Annotated in this window: 15 protein-coding genes; 12 read left to right on the forward strand and 3 right to left on the reverse strand. The window is 53.9% G+C overall.

All coding sequences use genetic code 11. The annotated features are described in order from the left end of the window. The first annotated feature begins 488 nt into the window (after positions 1 to 488). Both ACIGG6_RS09625 and ACIGG6_RS09630 read left to right on the forward strand, forming a co-directional pair. Positions 489 to 1160 (forward strand): hypothetical protein, encoded by a 672-nt coding sequence (locus ACIGG6_RS09625; protein ID WP_399844152.1) that lies wholly within the window; start codon positions 489 to 491, stop codon positions 1158 to 1160. A gap of 86 nt (positions 1161 to 1246) precedes the next feature. Then, the gene (locus ACIGG6_RS09630; protein ID WP_399844153.1) at positions 1247 to 2359 is read left to right on the forward strand and encodes a DUF4214 domain-containing protein; all 1113 of its coding nucleotides are present in this window, start codon (positions 1247 to 1249) and stop codon (positions 2357 to 2359) included. Positions 2360 to 2664: 305 nt separating this feature from the next. Here the strand turns inward: ACIGG6_RS09630 and flgK are convergent, their stop codons facing one another. Continuing rightward, complete coding sequence (gene flgK / locus ACIGG6_RS09635) at positions 2665 to 5361, reverse strand: flagellar hook-associated protein FlgK (protein WP_399844154.1); 2697 nt, start codon at positions 5359 to 5361, stop codon at positions 2665 to 2667. 254 nt (positions 5362 to 5615) lie between these two features. On the opposite strand from flgK, the gene ACIGG6_RS09640 reads away from it, so the two are divergent. From ACIGG6_RS09640 to ACIGG6_RS09665, 6 genes are all read left to right on the forward strand, one after another. After that, a complete protein-coding gene (locus tag ACIGG6_RS09640; RefSeq protein ID WP_399844156.1) occupies positions 5616 to 6398 on the forward strand; it encodes a SapC family protein in 783 nt (260 codons plus the stop codon). A gap of 165 nt (positions 6399 to 6563) precedes the next feature. Then, on the forward strand, positions 6564 to 7436 hold the full coding sequence (locus ACIGG6_RS09645) for a hypothetical protein (RefSeq protein ID WP_399844157.1): 873 nt from the start codon (positions 6564 to 6566) through the stop codon (positions 7434 to 7436). Positions 7437 to 7608: 172 nt separating this feature from the next. Then, complete coding sequence (gene cysC / locus ACIGG6_RS09650; RefSeq protein ID WP_399844159.1) at positions 7609 to 8145, forward strand: adenylyl-sulfate kinase; 537 nt, start codon at positions 7609 to 7611, stop codon at positions 8143 to 8145. Positions 8146 to 8638: 493 nt separating this feature from the next. Further along, on the forward strand, positions 8639 to 9094 hold the full coding sequence (locus ACIGG6_RS09655; protein ID WP_399844160.1) for a cadherin repeat domain-containing protein: 456 nt from the start codon (positions 8639 to 8641) through the stop codon (positions 9092 to 9094). 514 nt (positions 9095 to 9608) lie between these two features. Then, positions 9609 to 10454, forward strand: coding sequence for a sulfotransferase family protein (locus tag ACIGG6_RS09660; protein ID WP_399844161.1), 846 nt, complete (start codon positions 9609 to 9611; stop codon positions 10452 to 10454). Positions 10455 to 10485: 31 nt separating this feature from the next. Beyond that, entirely contained in the window at positions 10486 to 17307 is a 6822-nt protein-coding gene (locus ACIGG6_RS09665; protein ID WP_399844162.1) for a DUF4347 domain-containing protein, read from the forward strand. A 48-nt stretch (positions 17308 to 17355) separates the two neighbouring features. On the opposite strand, the gene ACIGG6_RS09670 is transcribed toward ACIGG6_RS09665, so the two are convergent. After that, positions 17356 to 18885, reverse strand: a complete 1530-nt coding sequence (locus ACIGG6_RS09670) for a sensor domain-containing diguanylate cyclase (protein ID WP_399844163.1) — start codon at positions 18883 to 18885, stop codon at positions 17356 to 17358. A gap of 447 nt (positions 18886 to 19332) precedes the next feature. After that, positions 19333 to 19509 (reverse strand): hypothetical protein, encoded by a 177-nt coding sequence (locus ACIGG6_RS09675; RefSeq protein ID WP_161491518.1) that lies wholly within the window; start codon positions 19507 to 19509, stop codon positions 19333 to 19335. Positions 19510 to 20526: 1017 nt separating this feature from the next. On the opposite strand from ACIGG6_RS09675, the gene ACIGG6_RS09680 reads away from it, so the two are divergent. The 4 genes from ACIGG6_RS09680 to ACIGG6_RS09695 all read left to right on the forward strand — a co-directional run bounded on the left by ACIGG6_RS09680 (position 20527) and on the right by ACIGG6_RS09695 (position 25131). Continuing rightward, positions 20527 to 21234, forward strand: coding sequence for a SapC family protein (locus ACIGG6_RS09680; protein ID WP_399844165.1), 708 nt, complete (start codon positions 20527 to 20529; stop codon positions 21232 to 21234). Between the two features lie 71 nt (positions 21235 to 21305). Next, on the forward strand, positions 21306 to 22742 hold the full coding sequence (locus ACIGG6_RS09685) for an MBL fold metallo-hydrolase (RefSeq protein ID WP_399844166.1): 1437 nt from the start codon (positions 21306 to 21308) through the stop codon (positions 22740 to 22742). A gap of 60 nt (positions 22743 to 22802) precedes the next feature. Continuing rightward, complete coding sequence (locus tag ACIGG6_RS09690; RefSeq protein ID WP_399844168.1) at positions 22803 to 24077, forward strand: O-antigen ligase family protein; 1275 nt, start codon at positions 22803 to 22805, stop codon at positions 24075 to 24077. Positions 24078 to 24330: 253 nt separating this feature from the next. Continuing rightward, entirely contained in the window at positions 24331 to 25131 is an 801-nt protein-coding gene (locus ACIGG6_RS09695) for a prepilin-type N-terminal cleavage/methylation domain-containing protein (protein ID WP_399844170.1), read from the forward strand. The last annotated feature ends 1 nt before the right edge of the window (position 25132 follow it).

Here is a 25132-nt window from a genome sequence, read left to right on the forward strand (position 1 = left end):
GCCGACACGGCACAAGTGATAACTTGTCACCGGTTGAGTATGAAAGGCGTTACTTTAAGAGCCTAACGGGTGTCTAGAATACCCGGGGCGATTCATTTAATGCCTGACAATCTACCACTATGGCCTGGTGGTTATATGGGGTTACCTATTAACTCGTCGCGAACCACTGTTGATATAAAAGCGAATGCTGTTGAGAAAGTAATCCCCATCTTATTAGGTTCTACTTTCTTTGTTTAATTTCTATTGAACATTGATTCACCAATCCGTAAGCCTACCTATCAGGAGATGGGCTTTGCAATACTTAAGTCGTAGGCTTTTTCTTACAATCCTTGTGGCGAATGGCTTACATAATTTTAATTTAAATTGAAGTAAGGTTAGGCAGTCCTGTGTGCTGACAGGATTAATAAATAGGTCTTAAAGAAACTCATTAGGGAGAGTTTCTGTATCGGGATAAGGCCAAATAATAATTCGGGGAAAAGGGTAGAAAAATGAAAAAAACACTCGGCGTGGTGTGTGGTTCGGTGTTGTTGGCGCTTGCTGGTACTAGTCAGGCGTTTGATCAAAAAGTATCAGTGTCCGCGATTGCGGGTACCACCGGGTTTGGGGCTGACGCCTCCTGGCGCTTCCATGAACATCTGGCCGTGACCGCACGCTATACAGATGGCTTGAGTTTTGGCACCGATTTTAATGAAGACAGCGTCAATTACGATGCTGATTTTGAAATGAAGGCGTCGAGCGTCAAGGTTGATTATTTTCCATTTGGCGGCCGGTTCTTTCTTTCTGCTGGCGTGATGATGCCTGATATCGAGGCGAGCGTGGTAGGCACCCCTGAAAGTGGTGGTGTCTATGAGTTTAATAATCAAAATTACTCTGCAGCTGAAATTGGCTCGGTTATTGGGGTGGCAACTGTTTCAGATGGTACTCAGCCTTATGTGGGCCTTGGCTGGCGCAGCTCCCATGAGAGTGGGTTCTCACTGTTCTCTGAGTTTGGTGTTGTAGCAACCAATGTTGATGTTTCTCTGAGTACCACCAACGGCTTTGAAACGATCAATCCGGTGCTGCAAGATGATATTCGTGCTGAAGAGGAAAGCTTAAAAGACGATATCGATAAACTTCCTGTATTCCCCGTTGCAGTGATTGGTGTCACTTATACGTTCTAATAAGCGGAGTGCGCTGCAGGGTAACTAGCTTCACTGGTCGGCTAGTTGGTTAACGTCTTTTTAATACATATTTAAGGGTGGGAAATATGCAAAGAATTATTTTTGGTAATGGCGAAGGCAACTATTTATCTGCTGATAGTAATGCCTTTATGTTTGGCTTCGATGGTAATGATACCTTAGTCGCCAACTGGAATGATTACGAATATTATGCCGCCGTTATGCTAGGTGGCAATGGCGATGACCGCTATGAGTTTGATGGTGATTATGGCCTCGTCTTTGATACTTCTGGCCACGATACCTTGTCAGTGTACGGAGCCTCAAGCGATTATGTCGGCGCTTTTGTTAACGGCGAAGACTTAATGCTTGTGAACCAAGCGACTGGCCAAGGGGTCTTTGTTTTAGATGCTAAAGGACAAGGGCTTATTGAAACCATTGTAACCACAGAGGGGGAAGCATTTAGTTTTTCCCAAATCGAAGGTATGGTTTACAGTCAAGGGTTTGGTGATATCTCCTACGCTGAATTGGAAAGCGTGACGGGGGGAGCGTTTACCGCAAACCAATTTGCTGCTACCAAGGAGATCAACAAAGCTTGGGCATCTTTGGATTGGAACAGTGTTTGGCAGCAAATTGCTGAGCGTGGCGATTTAAGTGCTGAAGCCATTGCAGAAACACTAAACGCCAACATGACTGCGCGCCTTTCTCCTTCTGCTCTCGAACAATGGAACGCGCAGCAAGGCCTTCAACAGTTAAAGCTTTCAACTTATGAGGGAGTGGAGCAGAATTTACCAGCTGGGACTCCGCCAGCAACCTCTTTAGTGCCCCAGGAAGCGGCAGAAAACATTGCTCTACTCTACGAGGCTGCTCTTAACCGCTTGCCTGATATTGAGGGTCTGAATTACTGGATTGATGAGTATGCCACAGGCATGAGCTTTGAGGGTATTGCTCATAGCTTTATTCAGTCTTCCGAATTTCAAAGTAATTTTAATGTAAGTAGCGATGAAGAGTTTATTGATCGCATGTATTTCAACGTCTTAGATAGAGCGGCAGATTCCGCAGGGAAAGAGTACTGGTTGGGTGAAATCGATCAGGGGCTTTCGCAGGCAGGGGTCTTAAACTCTTTCGCTGTTTCTGATGAGAATATTAATAATGCAAGTTGGCTGACAGGCTTGAATGAAGATAACGGAAATTGGGTGTTCTAGAAGTCGTCTTTTCGACTTATTTGCAAGTTGAGGTCCAAGTTAGGTTGCTTACGTTTTCAGTTCATTAAGCTTGACTTGATTTGTCGACAGAGCCAGTTAGCATGGTGCTAACTGGCTTTTTTAATGTTATTAGAGTAGAGGTTAACTAGGTGTTTGGATTGTCTGATGTGTTCGCCACCATTGGCTGCTTAGCGCAGTTATGCTCGCGGCTCGCCTGAATCTAAATTGCGTGTAATAGCCGCTCTTTATGCGGCTATTTTTGCGTCAGGTGAGTTGCTTGAGTATAAGTACGGTGCCCTTATCTACTAACTCCGCAGGCCAAGAATGGTATCGAAAATGGTCGATGCCGTACTGATCACACGGGCGTTGGCTTGGTAAAACTGCTGGAAGCGGATGAGGTTGGCTGCCTCTTCATCCAGGTTGACGCCAGATTCCGACTGTTGAACGGCGCGCAGTTGATCGGTCAGCCCTTGGCGGGCATCCAGGTTTACCTGGGCGATGTTGGTTTGGTTGCCTACGTCGCTCACCATCGCGCCGTAAGCACCGCTGAACGAGGCGCTGCCCCCTACGGTTAATTCGTTTTGCAGGTCTTGTAGCGCCAGGGCGTTGCGGTTGTCGCCGGGGCCGGTGGTGCCGGTGATGCCTGTGAAGGTCACGCCGCTGGTGGTGCCATTGCTGGGCAGCTCGTCAACGGTAAAGCTGAGGATGGTGGCGCCCGTGGTATCGTCTTTAATGATTAAGCGCTCGCCCACGGCGAGGGTGTCGCCGGTGCCAGCATTCACCGAAAGTACATTGTCGATTTCAGTGCCATCTTCTTTAAAGATGCTGTAAATGCCTTCCGGCGGCGGGGAAGTGGGCACCGAACCAGCATCCGGGGAAACAAACAGGTTGTTGTCGCTCTCTGCCCCAAACAGCCCAAGGGTAAGGGCGCCGTCGTCAGCGGCTTTAATCGCAAAGCTGGGCGGTTGGTACTTGGCATCCATTTGTTTGAACGCTGGGGCAACGTCAATCTCGCTGACTTCAAGCTGGTTCTGCACGCGGCCAATGGGGGTGTTGTCTGAAATTGCGCCCCCTGCCGCTGGCACCCCTGGCATGTCATCCCAGGTGGCGGTGATGTTGAAACGACCATTGCCCGATATCAGCACAAAGAGTGGTTCAGTAACCGTGTCGATATTTAACTTTTCACTCATGCCGTCGAGAGAGCTACTGCCGTCATTAATAGCGCCTTCACTGTCAAAATGATCCGCATCACCGGTATAAGTAAAGGTCATACCGTTGTAGCTGGAAGTCACGCCATCGGCAAGGTCACTTGAGAAGTTAGTGCCTTTGTGAAAAAGCAGTTCTTCATCACTGTAAGTCGTACCCTCAGGAAAACCGCGGGCTAAAGTGAACACTTGTGTTTCAAGGTCATCTTCAGAATTAATGCTATTACTTGTCCATGTATAGTCAGCATCACTTCCTGTGACGGGAGTGCCGATGAGGTGTTTACCATCTCGGGTGAATATCTGGATGTCGTCATCTGCCCCTAAATCGGTGAGGTGGATTTCAACATTTTTGGCATCAACAGGAATAAAGGCAAATGGCTTAATGCCCGAAGTCTCTCCGGTCAACGTACTTCCTGTGGCAAATTTACTGGCAAAACTCTCTGTTTGCCCCAGGCGCGTTGTGCTCTGCGACTGGAAATCTACTGTGGAATAGGGCATGGGGCTTACCGGGCCCTGCGCGGCGGCAATTTTATCCAGGTCGCTGACGAGTACGTCCATACCTGCGGCGGCGCGGCGCACGGGCTGTACGTTAAACGTATCGCCTGCAGCGGGGGCGCCGGTTAGCGTCATATCGATACCGCCGAACGAGAGGGTGGTGCCATCCCATTCGGCATTTACTTCTTCTCCGCTGTCTTGCCGGGTAACGCTGAAGCTGCTGCCGTCGTACTTTACTTGGTAGTCGGTGGCGCGTAGGTCATCAACGCGGGTGGCATCAAAGGTAATGGTACTTACTTCTGCGCTGTTGTTTTTGCCGCTATAGGCTTGGGGCGCGCGTATTGAAAAGAAGTTTTTGCCTTGTTCGCCGCCTAAATCAATGCCTTGTTTGTGTACTTCGTTAAAGGCGGTGGTGAGCGATACGGCGAGCTGGCCAATTTGGTTTTGGGTTTTATCCAGCGCCTCCTGGCGGAGGCGCAGTAGCCCGCCCAGACTGCCGCCAGTAAGCACGTCCTCGTCAAGGGATACCACGTTGCCACTGCCATCCCGGTAGCCAACAATAGTGCGTTGGGGGTCGTTTTCTGCGGTAATGGGAGTGAGTTTGAACGCATCGGCACCGCTCACTAATGGCTGGCCGTTGGGCAGGCTGACGTTGTAAGTTTTGCCATCCTGAATATTGAGCCGTACGTTTAGGCGCTCGTTTAGCTCGGCAATCATCTGGTCGCGCTGGTTCAGCAGGCTGTTGGGCGCTTCGCCGCTGCGGGCGCGCGACAGGGCAATTTCGCGGTTTAGCCCGGCAATTTGCTGGGTGGTGTTATTTACTTGGGTAATTTCGTCTTCAATTTCGCTGTTGATGTTGCTCTGCATGTCCTGCAGGTAGCTATCAAACGAGCGGAACTGGGCGCTGAGCGTTTGCGCGGTACCAATAACCCCTTGGCGGGAGGCGGGGTCTGAGGGGGCGCTGGCTAGATCTTCCAGGCTGGAAAAGAAGGTTTGCATCAGCGGTGAAAGACCGGCGTCGCGGTCGGCAAGCAGGCTGTCGATTTGCGTTATCTGCTGGCTGTATTTCTCTAACGCCGTGGATTGGGTACGGGCGTTATTCAGCTGACTGGCCACATAGTGATTGAACTGGCGCTGAATATCGTTGACCTGCACGCCGGGGCTGCCTGAGGACTGTTCACCCAGAATCGTAATTTCCCGGTTGTAGCCGGGGGTGTAAACATTGCTGATATTGTTGCTGGTGGTGTTCAGCGCGTTTTGTGCCGCATTTAGCCCGCTTAGCCCAATCGAAAACATGCTCATCGCCCAGTGCCCTTATTCTCGTCTGCTCCATCTATAAGCGAGTAAAGAATACTTGATTGTTTGCCTAAAAGGAATGCTGATGGTTTCAAAGCTAACGGCTTTGCCAATTAGTGGCTAAAGCCCTTGCTAGCCAGTGCACGGGGCGAGCCGCTACACTATGTCTCTTACTATACATTTCTTATTATACGTTTATTTTCCATGCGTTATCTGAAGGGGTAATGCATGGCGGCTCCGTTACTCAATGAGGTATGCCTGTGACCCAATGGATTGCAATTTCCAAAACCGAGCACGCTGAACAGCTGTACTGGCCGCGTGATGGCTACCATTTCACCAAGGGACAGCAGGTGGTGCCTGTGGTGTTGGCTGAGTTGGGTAAGTTAATGCCGCACTACACGCTGGGGTTTGTGAAAGAGCAAGAGGCGTACGTGCCAGTGGCATTAATTGGCCTGGGGCAGGGTAATCTGTACTTGCACCCGGAAGGTAAGTGGTTGGGCAGCTATGTGCCTGCTGCGCTGCGTGGTTATCCATTTCGGTTGGCGAAGCAAGAAGAGCAAACGGTACTGTGCATCGACCAAGAACAGTTGACCGATGAGCCTTCGGCTAAGCCGTTGTTTGATGAAGAAGGCCAGTTGGCAAGTTCGGTGGCTCAAACCATCGAGTTTTTACAGAAGTGTGAAGAAAACCGTCAGCTAACAGCAGCCTGTGTGGGTAAGCTGGCTACCGCTGGTGTGATTGAGTCCTGGCCCTTGCAGATTGGCCGGGGTGAGGGGCAAGAACCGTTACAGGTTAATGGTTTGCATCGTATTAGTGAACAGGCGCTCAACGCGCTGGATGCTGAGACGTTGCATGGCCTGCGTGGTGGGCCGCTTTCACTTGCCTATGCTCAAATGCTTTCGACTCATCAGCTTAGCCAGCTAACACAGCGTGCCGAGCTGCTGGCTAAAGTCGCGGGTGCTCAAGACGTACCTGGAAACCTGGATAGCGTATTAGATGGTGCCGACGATGATGACGAGTTGATGTTTGATTTTGATAGTTAAGCAAAGGGTTACCCGTAGCAACTGAAGTGAGGTTGTGAGCTTTTCCACTCAAGTTTATTGGCTACGGGCTGGGGCTTGATCAACAAATGAACAGCATGCAGTTGGCCAGTCAACCCCGAGCATGTATTTCGTTAATGCAAAATAAAAAAACTAAGGCACGCCACTATGCCGCTATTACCCAACGAGCCACGCATAGCGGATGAAGTAACGCAAACAAGGCTCACAGAGCAGTATTTGTTACCTGCTGTTCAGGCGTTAGCCACGTTATTCATTAGCTTGCGACGCTCGTTGGATGCTGAGCTTAGTAAGGCCCGCCCTGTCAAACAGGGTAAGCCTTACCCGCTGGGGCAGTGCCTGGAAATTTCCCAGGCGCTGCTTCAACGTTTATCTCAGCTAGACCCTGCAACGCTTAACCCGGAGGCTGCTTGTGGCTTTCAGGCGTTGATACATTTTGTGCGTCAAGGCGGGTTGGTGCGTCAGGTGTGGGGGGATCTACGTGGTGATTATTTTCAGAATGCGCTGTTGGTAGGCGTGCTTTATGTAGATGTGGCCAACGATACCGTTGACCCCCGCAAACCGCCGATAGAGATACTTCCCTTCTCTGAAGCACGGTTAGTGCCCATTAGTGATTTTCATCATTTCTCTCGAGTGGCAGAACGCTATTGGCAGGCGCGTCTTTATCCTAATCATCTCATGCCTGCGCTAGCCCCTTACTTTCCATTGATTAGCGTCTCTAACAATGGTTTTATTCAGCTGCAGTCCGCAAGTAACTATATGATTGCGCTCACGCAGGTTGGCGCCTTTCGTCCTGCGGAGGCGGTGCTGGAGGGGGCTTTAATGGACGCTCAGTTGTTTGGCCTTTTATATGAGCGACTTTCGGCACTGCCTATCATGCTGGCGGCTCAACCTTCAGTGGGGCAGGGTGCAGCGCTAACGGCATGCAAAGCCTATCGTGACCAGGGGGCAGCAAGAGACTCGCAACATCGCGATAAGGCTGTGAAGGCTGTTCTAAAGGTTAATGCTGCGTTGGTGGGTTAGTTTAGTCAGTTAGTTAGTCGCTTGATCTCTCATTATCTCGTCATTATCAATCAGAACATGCTAGCTGAAGCAGAAAATCGTCGTGCCCTTGTTGATCAGGCGCGGTAATTTATGCAGGTGCGGTGACCATATGGAAAAGGCTGCAGATTATATAAAGAGAAGGAGGGGTCCGTTGCCGAAACGTGTTACTTCCCTACCGGGGCGGGTGGTGTGGCTGACAGGATTAAGTGGCAGTGGCAAGAGTACTCTGGCCGCTGCTTTACGTGAGCGGTTGGCAGCTTCTGGCTACAACAGGGTTTATCATCTGGATGGTGACTGTTTACGGGATGGCCTTAACGCAGATTTGGGCTTCAGTGCTGCCGATAGAACAGAAAACCTGCGGCGTTCAGCACATGTGGCCCGCTTATTAATGGCAGAGGGGTATATCGTGCTAGCGGCGTTTATTACGCCACTGAATTCGCAGCAGGCCCTGGTACGTAGCCTGTTCCCCTCGGATGTTTATTGCGAGGTGTACTTGAGTACGCCGCTCATTGTTTGCGAAACGCGTGACCCCAAGGGGTTGTATCGTCGTTCCCGTTCTGGCGATTTGCCTAACATGACGGGGGTTGATTCCGACTATGAGCCACCTGAACAGCCTGAATTAACGCTTAATACAGAGCTGATCTCAATCAATGCAGCGGTTGAGCGTCTTATGAGTGCGCTTTTTTAATAGATGTTGAAACACGTTCAAACATGGGTAAGGGCAGTGTACACATTGGCAGCATGTGATAGTGATGAATGTTGTTTCTAGGGCTGAATATTCTTGGTCCAGTACACTATATCGCCGTATATCTTGCATGCCCCGATTATAAGATAGGTGTTTGGTTCCGAGTATTTAGGGGCGTTGACCCAGTGGGAAAACCTTGTCTGGAACGGGCCGAGGCTGTGTGAAAACGCTTGGCACGTCTCAGTCTGAGACAAAAAATGGTCAAAAATTGCGTTCCATTGCTAATTTATAGTCACCTTCATTGCAAAACTACTCTAGGGAAGCTCTGAAAAACTCACGACCAGCAGCGATAATATGGCCATCGTCAACTGTCTAGGGTCCAGGGCTGCCATGGATCAAATCACCTTCTCCGAAGCCGAGTACCAGAACAAGAAGCGAAAGACCCGCCGCGAAATCTTTCTGGAGCGGATGGGCAAGCTGAACCGGTACCTCGCGTGTGGTGACCCTTACCGGCATTACCGATAGCGGCGGCACGGCAAATAGTGGCACCGACAGCGCGACGCTGACATACAGCCTTACCGGTGGTGCCGATATGGCCTTTTTCTCGCTGGATGCCAACAGCGGGGCGCTGAGTTTTAAGACGGCCCCTGATTTTGAGGCCCCAAGCGACCAAGACCAGGATAATCAGTACGAGGTATTTGTAGAAGTTAACGACGGCACTGAGAGTGCTTCTCAGGCGATGACCATTGACGTGACCGATGTCAACGAAACACAGCCTCCTACTCCTTCCCCTTCGCCCATTCAGGTGACGCCACCAGAGCTGCAGCCGAATACGCCTTCTGGACAGCCTTCCGTGAGTGAGACCATCAGCAATAATGGTGCGATCTTCGGCAGCATTCGTCTGGTTGCAAAGGCCGGTAATAACGTGGTGATTGGTGTTGAGCTACGGTGAGGATCTACAGTGGATTACGGGTCTGTATTCCCAGGTGCCAGGGCGCCACGCTACGTGAGATAGTGGATGGCTTCATGTTCTCGGATGAGATGCGCAGCCATGACCTTCATGACGTTCAGTGGGATTTTCTCGCGTGAAGGGAAGGGTGCCAGGGTCGGTCATGGCGCCTTGCACCCAGGTGACTGTTACTCTGGGTTGAAAAAGACTAATATAAAGTTGGTGTCAAGATGCTTTTTATACGCCAAACAATAATGACAAAGCTCATGAAAAAGCGGGAATCTTGAAAGAGGGGGGCATCCATGAATAAACCACCGTGGCAGCGCATGCTGCCTGATGCCCTGTTGTCAAGCGCGGCGCTCCTGACGGTGCCTCATGCACAGGCCATCGGAGGGGGCACGGTCAATAATCAGGTCATGACAACGCTGCCACGCCGGCCCTCGTTTGCATCACTACCCTACTGCCCGATCAAACACGATACATCCATGACATCACGCGCTCATCGCATGGAGAGGCTGTGAATAACCAACGTCAGTTCCACTTCATTACCGGCCTGCCCCGCTCCGGCTCGACACTGCTGGCTGCACTGTTGCGGCAGAACCCCCGCTTTCATGCCGACATGACGTCCGGTCTGGGCTCACTAGTAGGCGGCGCCATGCAGATCATGAGCCCCGGATCGGAAGCAGCCCTGAACCTGGAAGCTCAGCAACGGCAAGACATTCTTCGCGGACTGTTCGACAACTATTACCATAGCCTTACTGACCGACCTGTCATTTTCGACACCAACCGCATATGGTCAGCGCGGATGCCGCTGTTGGACGGGCTGTTTCCTGAGGCCAAAGTCATAGCCTGCGTTCGAGACCTGTCCTGGGTGATGGACAGCCTGGATCGGCAGGTGCGCAGCAATCCCTACCACTTTACCCGCCTGTTCGGCCCGCAGAATCAGGGCACGGTCTACAGCCGTGCGGAGGCCATGATGCAGCACGACGCCCTGGTGGGAAGAGCCTATACCGGCCTGAAGGAGGCCTTCTACGGCGAGCAGGCAAAATCCCTGCTGATCGTTGAGTACGAACTGCTAGCCAAGGCCCCGGACAAAGTCCTGCCCTTGATCTACGAATTCCTGGGTGAGCCATTGTTCGAGCACGACTTCGATAACGTCGACTACGACGCCCCGGAGTTTGACGAGGCCCTGGGTGTGTCCGGTCTGCATAAGGTTCGCCCCAAAGTGGAGCTTCAGCCCCGCCGGACTCTGTTACCGCCCGATCTGTTCAAACGCTTCCAGGGCATGGCGTTCTGGCGCGACCTAAAAGCCAGCCAAGCCCATGTGATTGCTGCCCAGACCAACGATACCGACCAAAACTGACATCACCGCTGCTGTTGCCGGAGAATAACTTATGACCGCCCACACCCCCTCCCGCCAGATTGCCGCCATTGACACCAGCATCGCCGGCCACGAGGCACTCATTCACGACGCCCGGGCGCAGGGCATGGAGATCCTGCTGTTGTCCGGTGATAGCGACGGCATTGAAGAGCTGGCCGCAAAGCTATCGGGAACGCAGAACGTCGACGGACTGCACCTGTTTACCCACGGTAGCGAAGGTCAGATTCACATGGGGGATGACGTCCTCTCCAGCGAGTCACTGACCGATCATGCCGAGGCCCTGGCGCTGATTCGTGGCAGCTTCAGTGAGGAAGGTGACCTGCTGGTGTATGGCTGTGATGTGGGTGCCGGTGAGCAGGGCCGGCAGTTTGTGGAGGAGCTGGCGCTGGTGACGGGAGCGGATGTGGCGGCTTCGGATGACCTGACCGGCAACCACGAGCAGGGCGGTGACTGGGAGCTGGAAACGTCAACAGGCATTATTGGAGCCCACAGTCTGATGAAGAGCGACCATTTCAATGGCGTTCTGGCGACCCCAGGTGACGGAGTACGGAACTTCAGCGGTTTCGCGGACACTGGTAACACACTGATCTCCAGTTATTTTTCCGTATCGGCCGGCCAGCTTGGGGCATCGCCGGTCCCGCTCCCCGTTGATGTCTACACTGCTCAACTACTGGCCTATATTGATCCTGCGGATACCGGATATTCGATCGATAATGGAGACCCTTTCTATTTTGAGGTGGCTGCGGATGGGACCAACATAGACACGTTCCAGTTGACGTCCCTGGTGGCGGCTGAGTACTCAGGCATGGATTTTGGCAATCTGACCATCACCGGCTATCTAAAAGAGGGAGGAACGGTTACTTCCCAACCCCTCACCTCCACAGGCCTGGACAATGATGAGACATGGACCTTCGACGCAGGCAGTCTCAGTAGTTTTGTGGGAAGGGACCTGACCAAGTTCCGTCTGGCGTTCGATGAGCTGGAATCCAGCTCAGGTTCCCCTTACAACGCCGAAATCTCGATTTCCAGTTTTGAATTCAGGTCTTTTGGGATCAGCAATGCTGCTGCCCCGGCCACCAACACCGCTCCCTCGTTCGAGAATTCGGACCCCGGGACGCTCTCTATTGATGAAACATCAACCGACACCACCTCGGTTGTCCATGACATAAACGCCAACGACGGCGACGGTGGTGGCACCGACTCCGTCACTTACACTATCACCGCCGGCAATGACTCAGGGGCCTTCAGTATCGATACTGATGATGGCGAAATTCGCCTGGCCTATCCCGCGGCATTGGATTTCGAAAGCACCTCCAGCTACACCCTAACCATCCAGGCGAACGATGGCGAAGATTCCAACAACACCGCGACCCAAGACATCACCATCAATGTCAACGACATTGCCCCGGCCATTACCGCTACCGCAAACCCGTTCAGTACCGTGGCAGAAAACGTTGCCAACGGCACCAGCGTCGGTACGCCCACCCTTACTGCAGCCAGTGACGACGACAACGTTACTTGGTCTATTGTCTCCGGCAATACCGACAGCGCTTTCGCTATCGACGGAATGACCGGCGCAATCACGGTCAACGACACCAGCCAGATCGACTACGAGACAGCGTCCAGTTTCGCCCTGGAAGTGCAGGCCACCGATGGCACCACACCGGTAACGGAAACCATGAACGTCGACATCAGCGACATCAACGAAGCTCCCAGCGGCACCGGCGCCCTGACCACCACCACACTCAATGATAACGCCGGTGCCACCGCCCTGTTCCAGAACCTCACCGTGGCCGACCCGGATGCTGGCGAGAACGACCTGACACTGACCATTACCCTTAGTGACAGTGCCGCAGGCTCCCTGGACACCAGTGGCGTCTGGAGCACATCCGATGGCGGCACCACCTACATCGCCACCGGTCTGACCGTCGCCGAGGCCAGCACTGCCCTTGACAACGCCAGCTTCACGCCCGCCAACAACAGCGGCCAGAACGGCAGCTTCAACACCGACCTCACTGTGCAGATCGATGACGGCGACAGCGGCAACCAGACCGTACTGGCCACCCAGACCCTGACCATCAACCGGGTCAACGACGCCCCGGTATTCACGGCCCTGGATGGCACACCCTCCTTTACCGAGGGCGGCGCACCGGTGGCCCTGGATACCGATGTATCCGTAGCCGACAGCGAGCTGGGCGCACTCAATGGTGGCAATGGCGATTTCTCAGGCGCCACCCTGACCTTGGCCCGTAATGGGGGCGCCAACACCAATGATCAGTTCGCGTTTAATAACGGCGGCGCCAGCTTTACAGTCGTTGGAGGCGACCTGCAGTACGGTGATCAAACCTTCGCTACCTTCACCAGCACTGGCGGCACCTTGACCGTCAATTTTACCAGCAGCGCCACCCCCGCCACCACGGCTCTGGTCAATGAGGTGCTGCAGGTCATTACCTACGCCAACGGTTCCGACGACCCGGCCAGTACTGTCGACCTGAGCTGGACATTCGCCGACGGCGATGGCGGTAATGACTCCGGCTCGACACAGGTAAGTATCACTAACGTCAACGACGCGCCGAAGCTGAATGTGTTCGGTGAGGACCCGACCTATATCGAAGGCGCGGCGGCGGCCGATCTGTTCAGCGGGCTCGACGCCAGCACGGTCGAGGCGGCGGACCGCTTCACCGCGATGACCCTGACGGTGACCAACGTCGCCGACGGCAGCAACGAGATCCTCCGCTTCGACGGAACCGACGTGGCGCTCGTGGCTGGCACCACCATGACGGATATGAACGGCCTGATCGTCAATGTTTCCGTGACCGGCGGCACCGCGACCGTCAGTTTCACTGGTGCCAATCTTACGACCGCGCAGATGGAGACGCTGGTCGACTCCATGGGCTATCGCAACAGCAGCGACAATCCGACGACGGCCGGCGATCGCGTCGTCACCATCACGGGCATCGCGGACAGCGGCGGGGGGACGAATACGGCGGCACCGAACATGCAATCCACGGTGACCCTGACGGCGGTCAACAATCCGCCGCAGGTCGGTTCCGTCGACGGCGAGACCAGTCAGATCACGGCCGGCAGCGGCGCGGTCAATGTCGGGTTGTTCGACGACGCGACGGTGGCGAACGCGGATACTGACGACTACAACGGCGGCACGCTGACAATCGCCCAGCCATCCGGCACGGCCAACGGGTTCTGGGGGCTGGACGGCACCAACGCGACCTCCGGCGGCGATGGCACGATCGCCGCGGGCGAGACGGTCTCGATCGGCGGTCATGCCATCGGCACGGTCCACGTCACGAACGACGGGCAGGCCGGCAACACGCTGCAGATCACGTTCGACGCGAACGCCAGCAACGCGCGCGTTCAAAACCTGCTGGAATCCCTGACCTACAGCGCGCCGAGCGGTCTGGGTGACCGCACTTTTACACTGACCTTGAACGACAATGACGGCACCGCGAACAGCGGCGACGAGGACACGACGGCGACCTTCACGTTGAGCGTGACCCCGAACCCGCCGCTGATCGGCGCCTTGTCGGGCGATACCGGTTCCGCCAGCAACGGTCAGACGGTCCGCTTCGACCAGGACGGCAACGTCACGGTGACGGACTTGGATTCCGGCGACTTCAACGGTGGCAATCTAACCATTACAAAGACCGGCGCGCTGGAGGGGAACTTCTCGCTCGATGGCGACGTCACCTCCAACGGGAACGGCACCATCGCGGCCGGGCAGACCATCGCGGTGGGCGGCACCAACATCGGCTCGGTGACCACCGACGGCCAGGACGGCAACGATCTAGTGATCACCTTCGATACCGCCGACGCCACGCCGGCGCGGGTCCAGACGCTGCTCCGCGCGCTGGGATACACCAGCACCGACGGCGGTGCGCACACCTTCAGCACCACGATCACCGATGCCACCGGCGTCAACGCGGCCACCTCCGCGGCGGCAACCTCAACCATCAATGTTGAGGCGGCGCCGATCAACACGGTACCAGGGACGCAGACTGGTATCGACGGCACGGCGCAGGCGCTGACCGGCATTTCGGTTGCCGACGCCGACAGCGCCAATGTGACCACGACGGTCTCGGTTGGCGCGGGCGAGGGCAGCTTCACCGCTACCGGCGATGCCACGGTAACCGGCGGATCGACCCACTCGATCCAGATCGTGGGCTCAGTCGCAGACGTCAACGCGACGCTCGCCACCCTGCAGTACACGCCCGCCGTCGACGCGGCCGGCAACCAGACCATCACGGTCTTGAGTTCCGACGGTACGAACCAGGATTCAGATACCATCTCCGTCACTGTTAACGATCGGCCGACGATCGGGAATCTTGACGGCGACAGTGTCACCTTTACTGAGGGAGGGGGCGCCGTTCCGCTGGATGTCGACGGCGACGCGACCTTCAACGACAACAACAATCCGCCTGATTTCAACAATGGCAACCTGACCGTCACCATGGCCGGCGGCGTTGGCGCGGACGACGTGCTGTCTGTCGGTGGGTCGGTGACTCTTGGGGGCACCACGGCCGGTTCTGACGTACAAGTCGGCGGTATGACCATCGGGACGCTGGCCAACGACGTGAGCGGAGGCAACGACTTCCGGGTCGACTTCAACCTCAATGCGACAACGGAGCGGGTCACAACGCTGCTGCGCTCGCTCGGCTACACCAACGCGTCCGATACACCAACGGCGGAAACCAAGACCATCACGGTCAGCGTGAACGACGGCGATGGCGCGACCAGTATTGCCAACAGTGTGGTGCTGACCAAGGTAGCGGTGAACGACGCGCCGACGCTAACCGCCAACGCCGCCGACCCCACCTTCACTGAAGATGGCAGCGCGGCCAGCCTGTTTAGCGGCACTGTCATTGATACGGTAGAGAGCGCTGATACCATCAGCGAGTTAACGCTGACCGTTGCCAATCTCGCAGACGGTAGTGACGAGTTGCTATCAGTGGATGACACAGAAATCGCGTTAACCGACGGCACCTCAGGCACCACCATGGCCAATGGCGTCGGCTATTTGGTCAGCCTCTCGGGCACCACCGCGACGGTGGCGCTGACCAAGAGCGACAGTACAGCAAAGTGGCAAGCGTTAGTGAATGGACTCGCCTATCGCAATACCAGTGATAACCCCACGGTGGCAGCGGACCGTACGGTAACGTTGACTAGCGTAAAGGACGATGGCGGCACTGCCAATGGCGGAGCTGATACCACTGCACTCGCCATCAACTCATTAGTCTCACTCAGCGCCGTCAACGACGCTCCGGTGTTCACCACCTCCACTACCTTGAGCGTGGCCGAGAACGCGACGGTGGTGACAACGCTGGCCGCCACCGATGCGGATGGCGATACGCTGACGTACAGCCTCACCGGTGGTGCCGATATGGGCTTGTTCTCGCTGGATGCCAACAGCGGAGCGCTGAGCTTTAAGGCGGCCCCTGATTTTGAGGCCCCGAACGACCAAGACCAGGATAATCAGTACGAGGTAGTTGTAAACGTTAGCGATGGCACTGAGAGTGCTTCTCAGGCGATGACCATTGCCGTGACCGATGTCAACGAAACACCGCCTTCTGGGCCTGGACCTACACCTCCACCCATTCAGGTAACGCCGCCAGAACCTCAGCCGAATACGCCTTCCGGGCAGCCTTCCGTGAGTGAGACCATCAGCAATAACGGTGCGACCTCCGGCAATGTTCGTCTTGTTGAAAATACCGGTAATAACAATGTGGTCACCGCGACTCTGCCAGGTAGGATGACGCTGGTACACGAAGGGGCGCGTACGGCCACAGATCGTGGCTTGGCCCTGGAAGATTTGATTGCCAGCATCAACGGCAAAACGCCTACTAACTTGCCGGACCAGACCGGTGTCGCTTCACAGTGGTTGGCCTCGCGGCCAGAAGGCACGTTACTGGATATTCGTACGCTGACTTTTAGTGGGACCGCTCCATCCTCGGTTCCCATTGTGCTTACGGGTACCGGGAGTGGTAATGGTGTAGTTGCCAATCAAGAAGCGTTCGTTATCGATGTCAGTGGATTGCCACAAGGGCAACAAATCCAGCTCGATAATATCGATTTCGCGAGTATTGTCGGTTCAACCACTATCCTTGGCGGTGCCGGTGACAACGTGGTGATTGGTGATGATGCTAGCCAATACATTGTGTTGGGGGCTGGTGACGACGAGCTGCACGGCGGTGGTGGTGATGACACCATTGGCTCGGAGGGCGGCGACGACCGGTTGTTCGGCGATAGCGGTAACGACGAGCTGTTCGGTGGTACCGGGGCCGATCAGCTGCATGGTGGTAGCGACACCGACACGGTGAGCTATGCAGGTAATCGTGAAGACTATGTGGTCACTCAGGCCCACAGTGTCATCACTGTGCAGTCCAAGGCGGACCCTGGGGATATCGATACCTTGATTAACCTGGAGTCCTTAGTGTTTGCCGATGAAACGCTGACCGTGAGCTACGAGGACGATCTTGCCTGGATCACCGGGTTGTACGCCCAGGTACTCGGGCGTCAGGGGGATGTGTCGGGGGTGCAGTACTGGGCGCAACAATATGCGAACGGTATGAGCCGTGCTGACATCGCACTGTCTATCTTGAACTCGCCAGAGTCAGGCCGGTTGGCGGAGGAAGGGAGTGACTACCTAGACGTGCTTTACACAGGCTTGTTAGGACGCGTTGCGGATGCGAGTGGTAAAGCGTATTGGAGTGAACAAGCGGCGGGCGGGGCCACGCTACGCGATATCGTGGATGGCTTTATGCAGTCAGAAGAGATGGGTAGTCACCATCTTAGTGCGATAGAGTGGGATTTCTTTGTCTGAAAGAGCAAGGCCCCCGCTGAGTGTGGGGGCAATCATTAAACGGCTAGGTTAGTGCCCGTATACGGCAATACCACAGCGGCCGCTATGTTTTATAAAGTACATGCTTTTGTCGGCGGCATTGATGAGCTCGGTGCTGTTGGCAAAGCCGCCATCGTTGAGGCAGGCAACCCCAATCGAGACCGTCACATAAACGGGCCGGTCTTCGTGCCACGTCATGGGTTGCTCTTGTAATCGATAGGCGATGCGTTGGGCAAACTTTTTGGCACCGTTAGCATCTTCCCCAGGTAAAACCACCATAAACTCTTCCCCGCCATAGCGGCCAGCCAAGTCGCCATCCCGCACCACTGCGCTGAGCAGCTTGCCAAAGCTGACCAGGACATTGTCGCCGGTGAGGTGGCCATACTGGTCGTTAATGGATTTGAAGTGGTCGATATCCATAAAGACCACCGAGAGCGTACCGCCCACGTCGCGGCATTGGCGAAAGCGCGTGTCGAGTTGTTCTTCTAACCATCCTCGGTTGGCGATGCCGGTCAGTGCATCGGTTCGGCTGCGGGATTCCAGTTCGTTTTGGCGTTCAAGCAGTTGGGCAAGCTCGCTCTGCTGTTGGTCTAGGCGGGCGCTTAGGGCCAGCGTTTGTTCAAACAGTAGCTGCTGGGCCTCGGCAAGCAGAGCTTCATTATCCTGGTGGGTGGGGGCAGTGACTTCGAGAATATTGGCAAGGCTGGGTAGCTGGTCTTCAATGGTGTTAAGTAGCGCTGCCAGCGCTAGGTGGTCGGTTAGGTGGCTGCTTTCCAGCTTGCGCATGAGGTTGACCAGTGCCTGGGCGGGCGATGGTGAGAGCCAGGCGTCGGCAATATGACCAGAGAGTCGAATGCATAATAGGTCGGCTGGCGCCGAGGAGAAATCTAGGTGGCTGGTGTGTATGGCTTCTGCAATGGGGGCGGGCACTCCCCATTTAGCTGCTAGCCAGGCACCTACGATGGCGTGGTCGCAGCCAAATAGACGGTGTTCATTATGGCTTACTTCTGGGTGATGTTCGGCTGGGGTTTCATAAACGCTCTCTACTTCTTCGGGGTAGAGGGATTTGAGCGCGAGTACGCCGATATCTTGTAGCAGGGCTGCGGTGAACACAAACCCTTTGCGGGAGGGGCAGAGCTGTTCGGCAAGGTAACGCGAGGCGATAGCGGCAATAAGTGAGCGGCTCCATACGCGCTGTAGGTAGGCGTTGGCTCCTTTTTGGCGGAACAGGCTGAAGCTGAGCGTCGCGGCTAGAGTGGTATCTAGGCCAATACGTGCCACGGCTTCCTGGCAGCTGCTAATCGGGGGCGCGCTACGCGCATAGTAGGCGCTATTGGCCAGTGCCAGTAACCGGGTGGTGAGTACGGGGTCGTGCTCAATGGCCTCCGCATAGGCTTTTACGCTGGCGTTTGGGGAGCGGGCAATGGTAAGTACATTCATGGCCACGGAAGGTAGGGTGGGGAGCGAGGCGCACCCTTCCAGGCTTTTACGGAGGAACTCGGGCAGCGGTGAGGTGAGTGAAAGTTGAGCGCTGTTATCGGTTGGTTGTATAGCCTGCATGGCAAATCCCTTGTGGTAGTGCGGCTAGAAGTGCGGAGAAAGCGTTTTCTACATTTTTCTTATAAACAAACGGTTGTTTAGAAGCATAGGTGAAACGAGGGGATTTGCTGTGCTATGTGTGTGTTTTTAAGTAACGCAACGAGGGGCGCTAGGTGCTTGAAATTTCTCTAGCTTCTTCACGGATGGCCGTCTGCATGTAGCTGTTGGCGCAAGCGCTAGGCCAATGCTCAAACTGGCAGGATATGGGATATGGGATATGGGATATGGGATATGGGATATGGGATATGGGATATGGGATATGGGATATGGGATATGGGATATTGGGGCGGTGAAGTAGATGTGGCTGAAAGGGGGGGGGCTGAAACGATTAAGTGATCGAGTGGACCACCTATATAAGACAGGTGTAAGGGAGACATAGGTGTACTAGAGACAGAGTGGTTCTCAGCCTTATTCTGCTGCTTTCGTAATAGGCTGTAGCTTGATGACTAGGTGGTTCGCATTGGGCTGGGAAATGAAAGCTTCATAGCGCTCTGGGTGTGAGTCAATATCTTTTTGAAAGCTCTCTACGACCTCGACCAGCTCTTTAACGAGCGCTTCTTCTTGTTGTTGAGTTAGTAGGGGCATGGCCAGTAACCTTTTGAACAGAGAATAGGTAAATCGTTAAAATGCTGTCGTATTTTTGACGCATTATGCATGGCATGCTTAAGCATTTCCAGGTAATAAAAATTAGTTTATCGGTCTGTTTGGGAAGTGGTCAGTGTGCTTCATTTTATTTCGGTCTGGTGGCTTGTGTCACAGTATTAGAGGTTGACAAACGGCCGTTTAGAAAATTTTGACGACTGGTTTCGCAGACGTGTTTTGAAGGCTAATTGATCAGGCTGTTGTCGCGTCATTAATATTCAGTGATCATACCCTGGGCAATGATGCATTGAGAGTTTTGAGAGTTGTTGAGACTGGAGTGGTGTAAAGGCACCATGCAACACTCTTTAATAGATAAGTAGTGGCTTAATGAAGTGTGACTTAATGCTTGGAATCTAGTGTTAAGGCGCGCTACGCTGTCTGTTAGCCTGCAAAGAAGCAGGGATTTTGATATACATAAACGATAATGCAGTTATAAGGGAACATGGTATGTCGCTAACCCCTACCCAAGAGAGTGCATTAATTAGTGAGCTGGTTGATGTCATTGAGCGCTTTCATTCTTCAGTCGATGATTGCCCTGAAAGCTATGAAGCAAGGGTAACGCAGCCTTCCCCAGAACACCTTATTATAAAGCTACAGCCAGCTAGCATGGCCGAGGAGTAGATATATATAAGGGAGCTTGTGGCAAAAAGGGTTAACGGAACTGATTACTCAGTGCAGCATGCCCAGATGCGTTTGGTGCCAGAGACGATGTGGAGCTTCTTGTTGAATGGTTTTTAGTCCCTGTTTTTCTTAGATGCTCATGTCCTATCACCCTCCCTTGCACCCCAGGTGAATGAGTACTTATCCGGAAATTGTTATCGATTGTAATTAGCTTGCTAATAGGCGCCTACCCTAGGGGGGCGCTTTTTTTAGTAGATTTTCTAGAGAGATAGCCTATTAGGTATGGCAAAATTCATGCTGGTGGTGTTAAATTATGTAATTGATCGGTAGGGGGTGTTTATGATAAATGAGTATTTGTCTCACATCCCACTCAGCTATGCAGAGCACGCGCATTTGGGCTGGCGTTTCAGCCAACAGCAGGTACTGAGAAGTAGGTACACATGGCTGCCTATTAGCTTAAGTGAGCTAGCGCGCACGTCAGCTTACTTTCCGGTGGTGATTATTCAACAGGGGCAGCGTTGGTCCATGGTGGTTTTGCTGGATGACTCACTGGAGTTACAAGCAAACCTGCATAGTGCCGAAGAGGCGAAAGATCAGTTTCAACCTATGTGCCTACAGGCGTATCCGTTTTCGCTAATGCCATATAGCGCTCATAAAAGTGGAATACAGCTCTGCATTGCAGAGACTGCATTAGCTAATTTGCAGGAAAAGGAAGTATTGCCGCTGTTTGGTGATAATCGGCAGTTTTCTACTGCTGTGACTGATCGGTTCCATTTGCTGCATCGCATGAAAATAGATGCTGAGATAGTTCATAGTGCCTGTGAGCTGCTAGCCAAGAAGGGTGTGCTAGTGCTGATTTCTGATGCTGAGAAGTTGCTTACCCGTATTAAAGACCACTCGGTGCCGCTCTATCGTATCGATATTGATGCTATAGGCCGCTTATCGAGAGAGGATTTTGCCGACTTGCAAATGCACCATGCAATGGTACTGGGTATTTACCAGTACAGTTCTCTGTTTCACGTTAGTAAGTTTCACCGATATGGCTAATAAAAATTGGCATTATTGTAGCGGATGGTGATACTTTTATTAGTATCCTGTTCGGTAATAAGGTGCTAAACATGTCGTTAGCTGCTTCTTTAGAACCTCTTTCTCAGCTTGTACACCGCGGAGGCGCTAGCGGCGTAACAGGTAGTTGTCATCAACTCTTTTATGGTGATCACCATTCGCTGTTAATTGATTGCGGCCTTTTCCAAGGTGAAGATGCCGAGCAGGATGAGTTTAAGCAGTTAACCGTCGATTTTGATGTTAAAACTATCGATGCGTTAGTGATTACCCATGTGCATATCGACCACGTTGGGCGCTTGCCTTATTTGTTGGCCGCCGGGTTTACGGGGCCGATTTTCTGCTCCAAGCCATCGGCCAAACTGCTGCCGCTGGTCATCGAAGACGCCTTAAAGATTGGTTTTACCCGCGATACACGGTTAATTGAGCAGTTTTTGCATCGGGTGGAGCAGCAGTTAGTGCCATTAGCGTTTGGTAAATGGCATAACGTCACATCAACACCTACTTGCCATGTGAACATGAAGCTCCAGCGCGCGGGGCATATTTTAGGCTCCAGCTATGTGGAGGTTGCCCTGCGCGACCCTTCTACCAAGCGGCGGCAGCGGGTAGTGTTTTCAGGTGATTTGGGGGCTGCCAACTCCCCCTTGCTGCCAGCACCAAAAGCCCCAGCTAAAGCGGATGTGCTGGTGTTGGAATCTACCTATGGCAACCGTTTGCACGAAGGCCGCTTGGATAGAGCCGCTAAGCTAAAACAGGCCATTGAGCGCGCGCTCCATAATAACGGCACGGTAATTGTGCCAGCGTTTAGCATTGGCCGTACCCAAGAGCTGCTATATGAGCTTGAGGGTATTATCCATCGTTCGGATAAGCAGTCACTGTGGAAGTCGTTAGAAATTATTGTCGATTCGCCGCTGGCAGCGCGCTTTACCCAGGTGTACCGAGACCTCAAGCCGTTTTGGGACAGTGAGGCGCAAACCCGCGTTCGCGCTGGCCGACATCCGCTGAGCTTTGCATCGCTCTACACAGTGGATAGCCACGCAACCCATGAGCAAACGGTGCGCTATTTAGCCGAAAGCGGGCGGCCTGCGGTGGTGATTGCTGCTAGCGGCATGTGTGCCGGTGGGCGGGTGGTGAACTATTTAAAAGCTATGCTGGGTGATGCGCGCCATCAGGTGCTGTTTGTTGGTTACCAAGGCGCTGGCACGCCGGGGCGGGATATTCAGCGCTATGGCCCCCAGGGTGGCTGGGTGATGTTGGATGGCGAGCGTTATGACATTAAAGCAGGGGTGACCACCATCAATGGCTACTCTGCCCACGCGGATCAAGCGGGGTTATTGGGCTTTGTTAAGCAGATGCGCCACTGGCCGCGTAGCATCCATTTAGTACACGGGGATGCCGAGGCCAGAAGGGCGTTAAAAGTGGCACTTGAATCGTTAGCCGCTAAACACGGTAAGACGCTGAAGGTAACGTTACCGGTGAATCAGCCAGAGTAGCTAGGTTGGGGCTATGCTACTATCAGCGGCTTTATGACGCTGGTTAGGTTAGTGACCTGTATGTTAAGCCCCAATGTTCCCCGTTCTGAGCCGTTGTCTCACGTTACCAGTCTCGCTGTGTTTTTGATGGGCGCGCTGGCGCTGGTGGTGCCTTCTGGTTACTCCGTTGGCCCCGTGCTGCTCCTGCTGGCGAGCACTGCCCTGCTATTTAAGCGCTTTAAGTGCTCCTCATTTGTGCTGCTCCCCCAAGACCGCTGGATCATCGTAGCGTTAGTGGCCTACGGCCTGGTGGTGGGCGTTATGTCGGCGGTTGAGCTTGGTTCTCGTGGTTTTGATAGGCCGCTGCGCTTTTTATTGGCCATCCCGGTGCTGCTGCTGATACTGCGCTACCCGCCGCGTTTAAGCTGGTTATGGGGAGGGGGAGCGCTGGGGGCTATCGGCGCTGGCAGCTTGGCGCTATGGATGAAGCTGGTAGAAGATGTGGTACGGGCGGGTGGTTTTCTGCACGTTATTCAGTTTGGCAATTTAAGCATGTTAATGGGCGTGCTGTGCTTTGCAGGCTTGGGCTGGGCGGTGGTTCAGCGTCAACGTCATGCGTGGGTTGCCTTGCTACTGCTGGGGGCTTTGCTGGGGATGCTGGGCTCGTTAATGTCCGGTAGCCGTGGCGGCTGGGTGGGGCTGCCGGTGGTGGCGTATGTGCTCTACCGTGGCTATGGTCGCCAGTTACCGGTGGCAATAAAAGCAGGAGCGGTAGGGGCGGCGCTTGCCTTAGTTGCAACAGTCTATTTGCTGCCGCAAACGGGAGTTAAGCAGCGGGTTGAGGCTGCCGTTAGCGATATTAGCCACTATGTATCCGGTACTGAAACTGATACATCGCTGGGCTTGCGTTTTGAAATGTGGCGCGGGGCTGCTCAGTTAATTGCCGAGCGGCCACTGTTGGGCTGGGGCGAGGCTGGCTATCGTGAGGCTTTGGGGGAGCTAGGCGAGCAGGGTGTTATCTCCCCCGTGGCGGCTGAGTTTGGCCATGCCCATAACGAGTTTATCGATGCCTTTGCTAAACGAGGGCTGGTGGGGCTGTCCGTGCTGCTCATGCTTTACATGATCCCGATGAGAATGTTTGCCCCTGGCTTATCGCACCCTGATTTGCCCACTCGCTCATTGGCGGTAGCGGGCACGCTGTTACCGGTCGCATTTATTGATTTCGGTTTATCGCAAACTTTTTTGGCCCATAACAGCGGCGCTACTTTCTATGCGTTCTGGTTAGCGGTGCTATGGGGGAGTTATCGTTGTACTGCCTGTTCGAGTGCAGCAACGCGGCCTTGTGCTCGCGGTTAGACGCCATTCAGCCAGAACATCAGCTTTCTGGCTTAGGTAATTTTCGGTAAGTGAATTGTTTCATGGCCGCTGAAAAGTTATTTTTCAGCGGCTTAGCGCTATCAGCATGCATGAAAAAATTGAGAGTTTTGAGAGCCTTAGAGACTGACATAGCACTAAAGGGCTATGTAAGTATCGTTACAGTTGGTTCCGCTTACGCAGTTATCCAGTCTGCTTAGCCCAATACTCAAAACACTCATGAATGGAACAAAACATGCGTGCAGTCAAACATGCCTCTTCGCACCGCCAGCAGGGTTTTACCCTGGTGGAAGTCTCTCTTGTCCTGGTCGTGATCGGGCTAATTCTTGGTGCCGTCTCGATTGGTAAGGATGTTCAGCGAAACGCTGAATATACCAAGATCAAACAGAAGTTTGTTGACCAGTGGGCTAGTGCCTATAACTCCCATTACCTGCGCGCTGGTGTTGTGATTGGCGATAGCCAAACGCAGCCGCGACTGATGGTTAATGGTGCGACCTACAATACTGCTGTTGCCGGCGGCCTCATTTCTGGGCAAGACATGACCGACGCAGATGAACCCAAAGCCATTTGTGAAGGTGGTCAAGCGCCGAACATGGCGCGTGAGGAAGATCTCATTCTGCACCGTGAGATGGATCGTCACGGCGTGCGTATGCCACCGGGCCGTGCTGAAGGGTTTGAAGACCGCTACGCCTATCTGGATACCAATGGCAACCCTCAAGAGCTTCAGGTGTGCTTCCAGTGGAATAAACCGGGCACCGCTGCCAGTTCTGGCAACGTGATGGTGATTTCCGGGCTTACTCCGGATTTGGCGCGGGCACTGGATCAAATGATTGATGGCAAGGCTGATTCACGTGAGGGGCTCTTCCGTAAATATGATATCGAAGAAGACGGCACTGAAGGAGCGCCTGGTATTGAATGGGCTGCCAATAACTCCCAAGCCTACGGCTTAGATGAAGGCTCTGATGACGATACCAGTGTGAACTTGGATGAAGACCAAGTCATCACAGTCGTCGCCACCTACAAGATGAATCAGTGAG

The sequence above is a fragment of the Vreelandella lionensis genome (genome assembly GCF_044543515.1).
Classification (GTDB): Bacteria; Pseudomonadota; Gammaproteobacteria; order Pseudomonadales; family Halomonadaceae; genus Vreelandella; species Vreelandella lionensis.

What these genes read in the sequence shown, in the direction of transcription:
- ACIGG6_RS09625 (WP_399844152.1), top strand. Translation starts at nt 489, where the DNA reads ATGAAAAAAACACTCGGCGTGGTGTGTGGTTCGGTGTTGTTGGCGCTT.
- ACIGG6_RS09630 (WP_399844153.1), top strand. Translation starts at nt 1,247, where the DNA reads ATGCAAAGAATTATTTTTGGTAATGGCGAAGGCAACTATTTATCTGCT.
- flgK (WP_399844154.1), bottom strand. Translation starts at nt 5,361, where the DNA reads ATGAGCATGTTTTCGATTGGGCTAAGCGGGCTAAATGCGGCACAAAAC.
- ACIGG6_RS09645 (WP_399844157.1), top strand. Translation starts at nt 6,564, where the DNA reads ATGCCGCTATTACCCAACGAGCCACGCATAGCGGATGAAGTAACGCAA.
- ACIGG6_RS09665 (WP_399844162.1), top strand. Translation starts at nt 10,486, where the DNA reads ATGACCGCCCACACCCCCTCCCGCCAGATTGCCGCCATTGACACCAGC.
- ACIGG6_RS09670 (WP_399844163.1), bottom strand. Translation starts at nt 18,885, where the DNA reads ATGCAGGCTATACAACCAACCGATAACAGCGCTCAACTTTCACTCACC.
- ACIGG6_RS09675 (WP_161491518.1), bottom strand. Translation starts at nt 19,509, where the DNA reads ATGCCCCTACTAACTCAACAACAAGAAGAAGCGCTCGTTAAAGAGCTG.
- ACIGG6_RS09680 (WP_399844165.1), top strand. Translation starts at nt 20,527, where the DNA reads ATGATAAATGAGTATTTGTCTCACATCCCACTCAGCTATGCAGAGCAC.
- ACIGG6_RS09685 (WP_399844166.1), top strand. Translation starts at nt 21,306, where the DNA reads ATGTCGTTAGCTGCTTCTTTAGAACCTCTTTCTCAGCTTGTACACCGC.
- ACIGG6_RS09690 (WP_399844168.1), top strand. Translation starts at nt 22,803, where the DNA reads ATGTTAAGCCCCAATGTTCCCCGTTCTGAGCCGTTGTCTCACGTTACC.
- ACIGG6_RS09695 (WP_399844170.1), top strand. Translation starts at nt 24,331, where the DNA reads ATGCGTGCAGTCAAACATGCCTCTTCGCACCGCCAGCAGGGTTTTACC.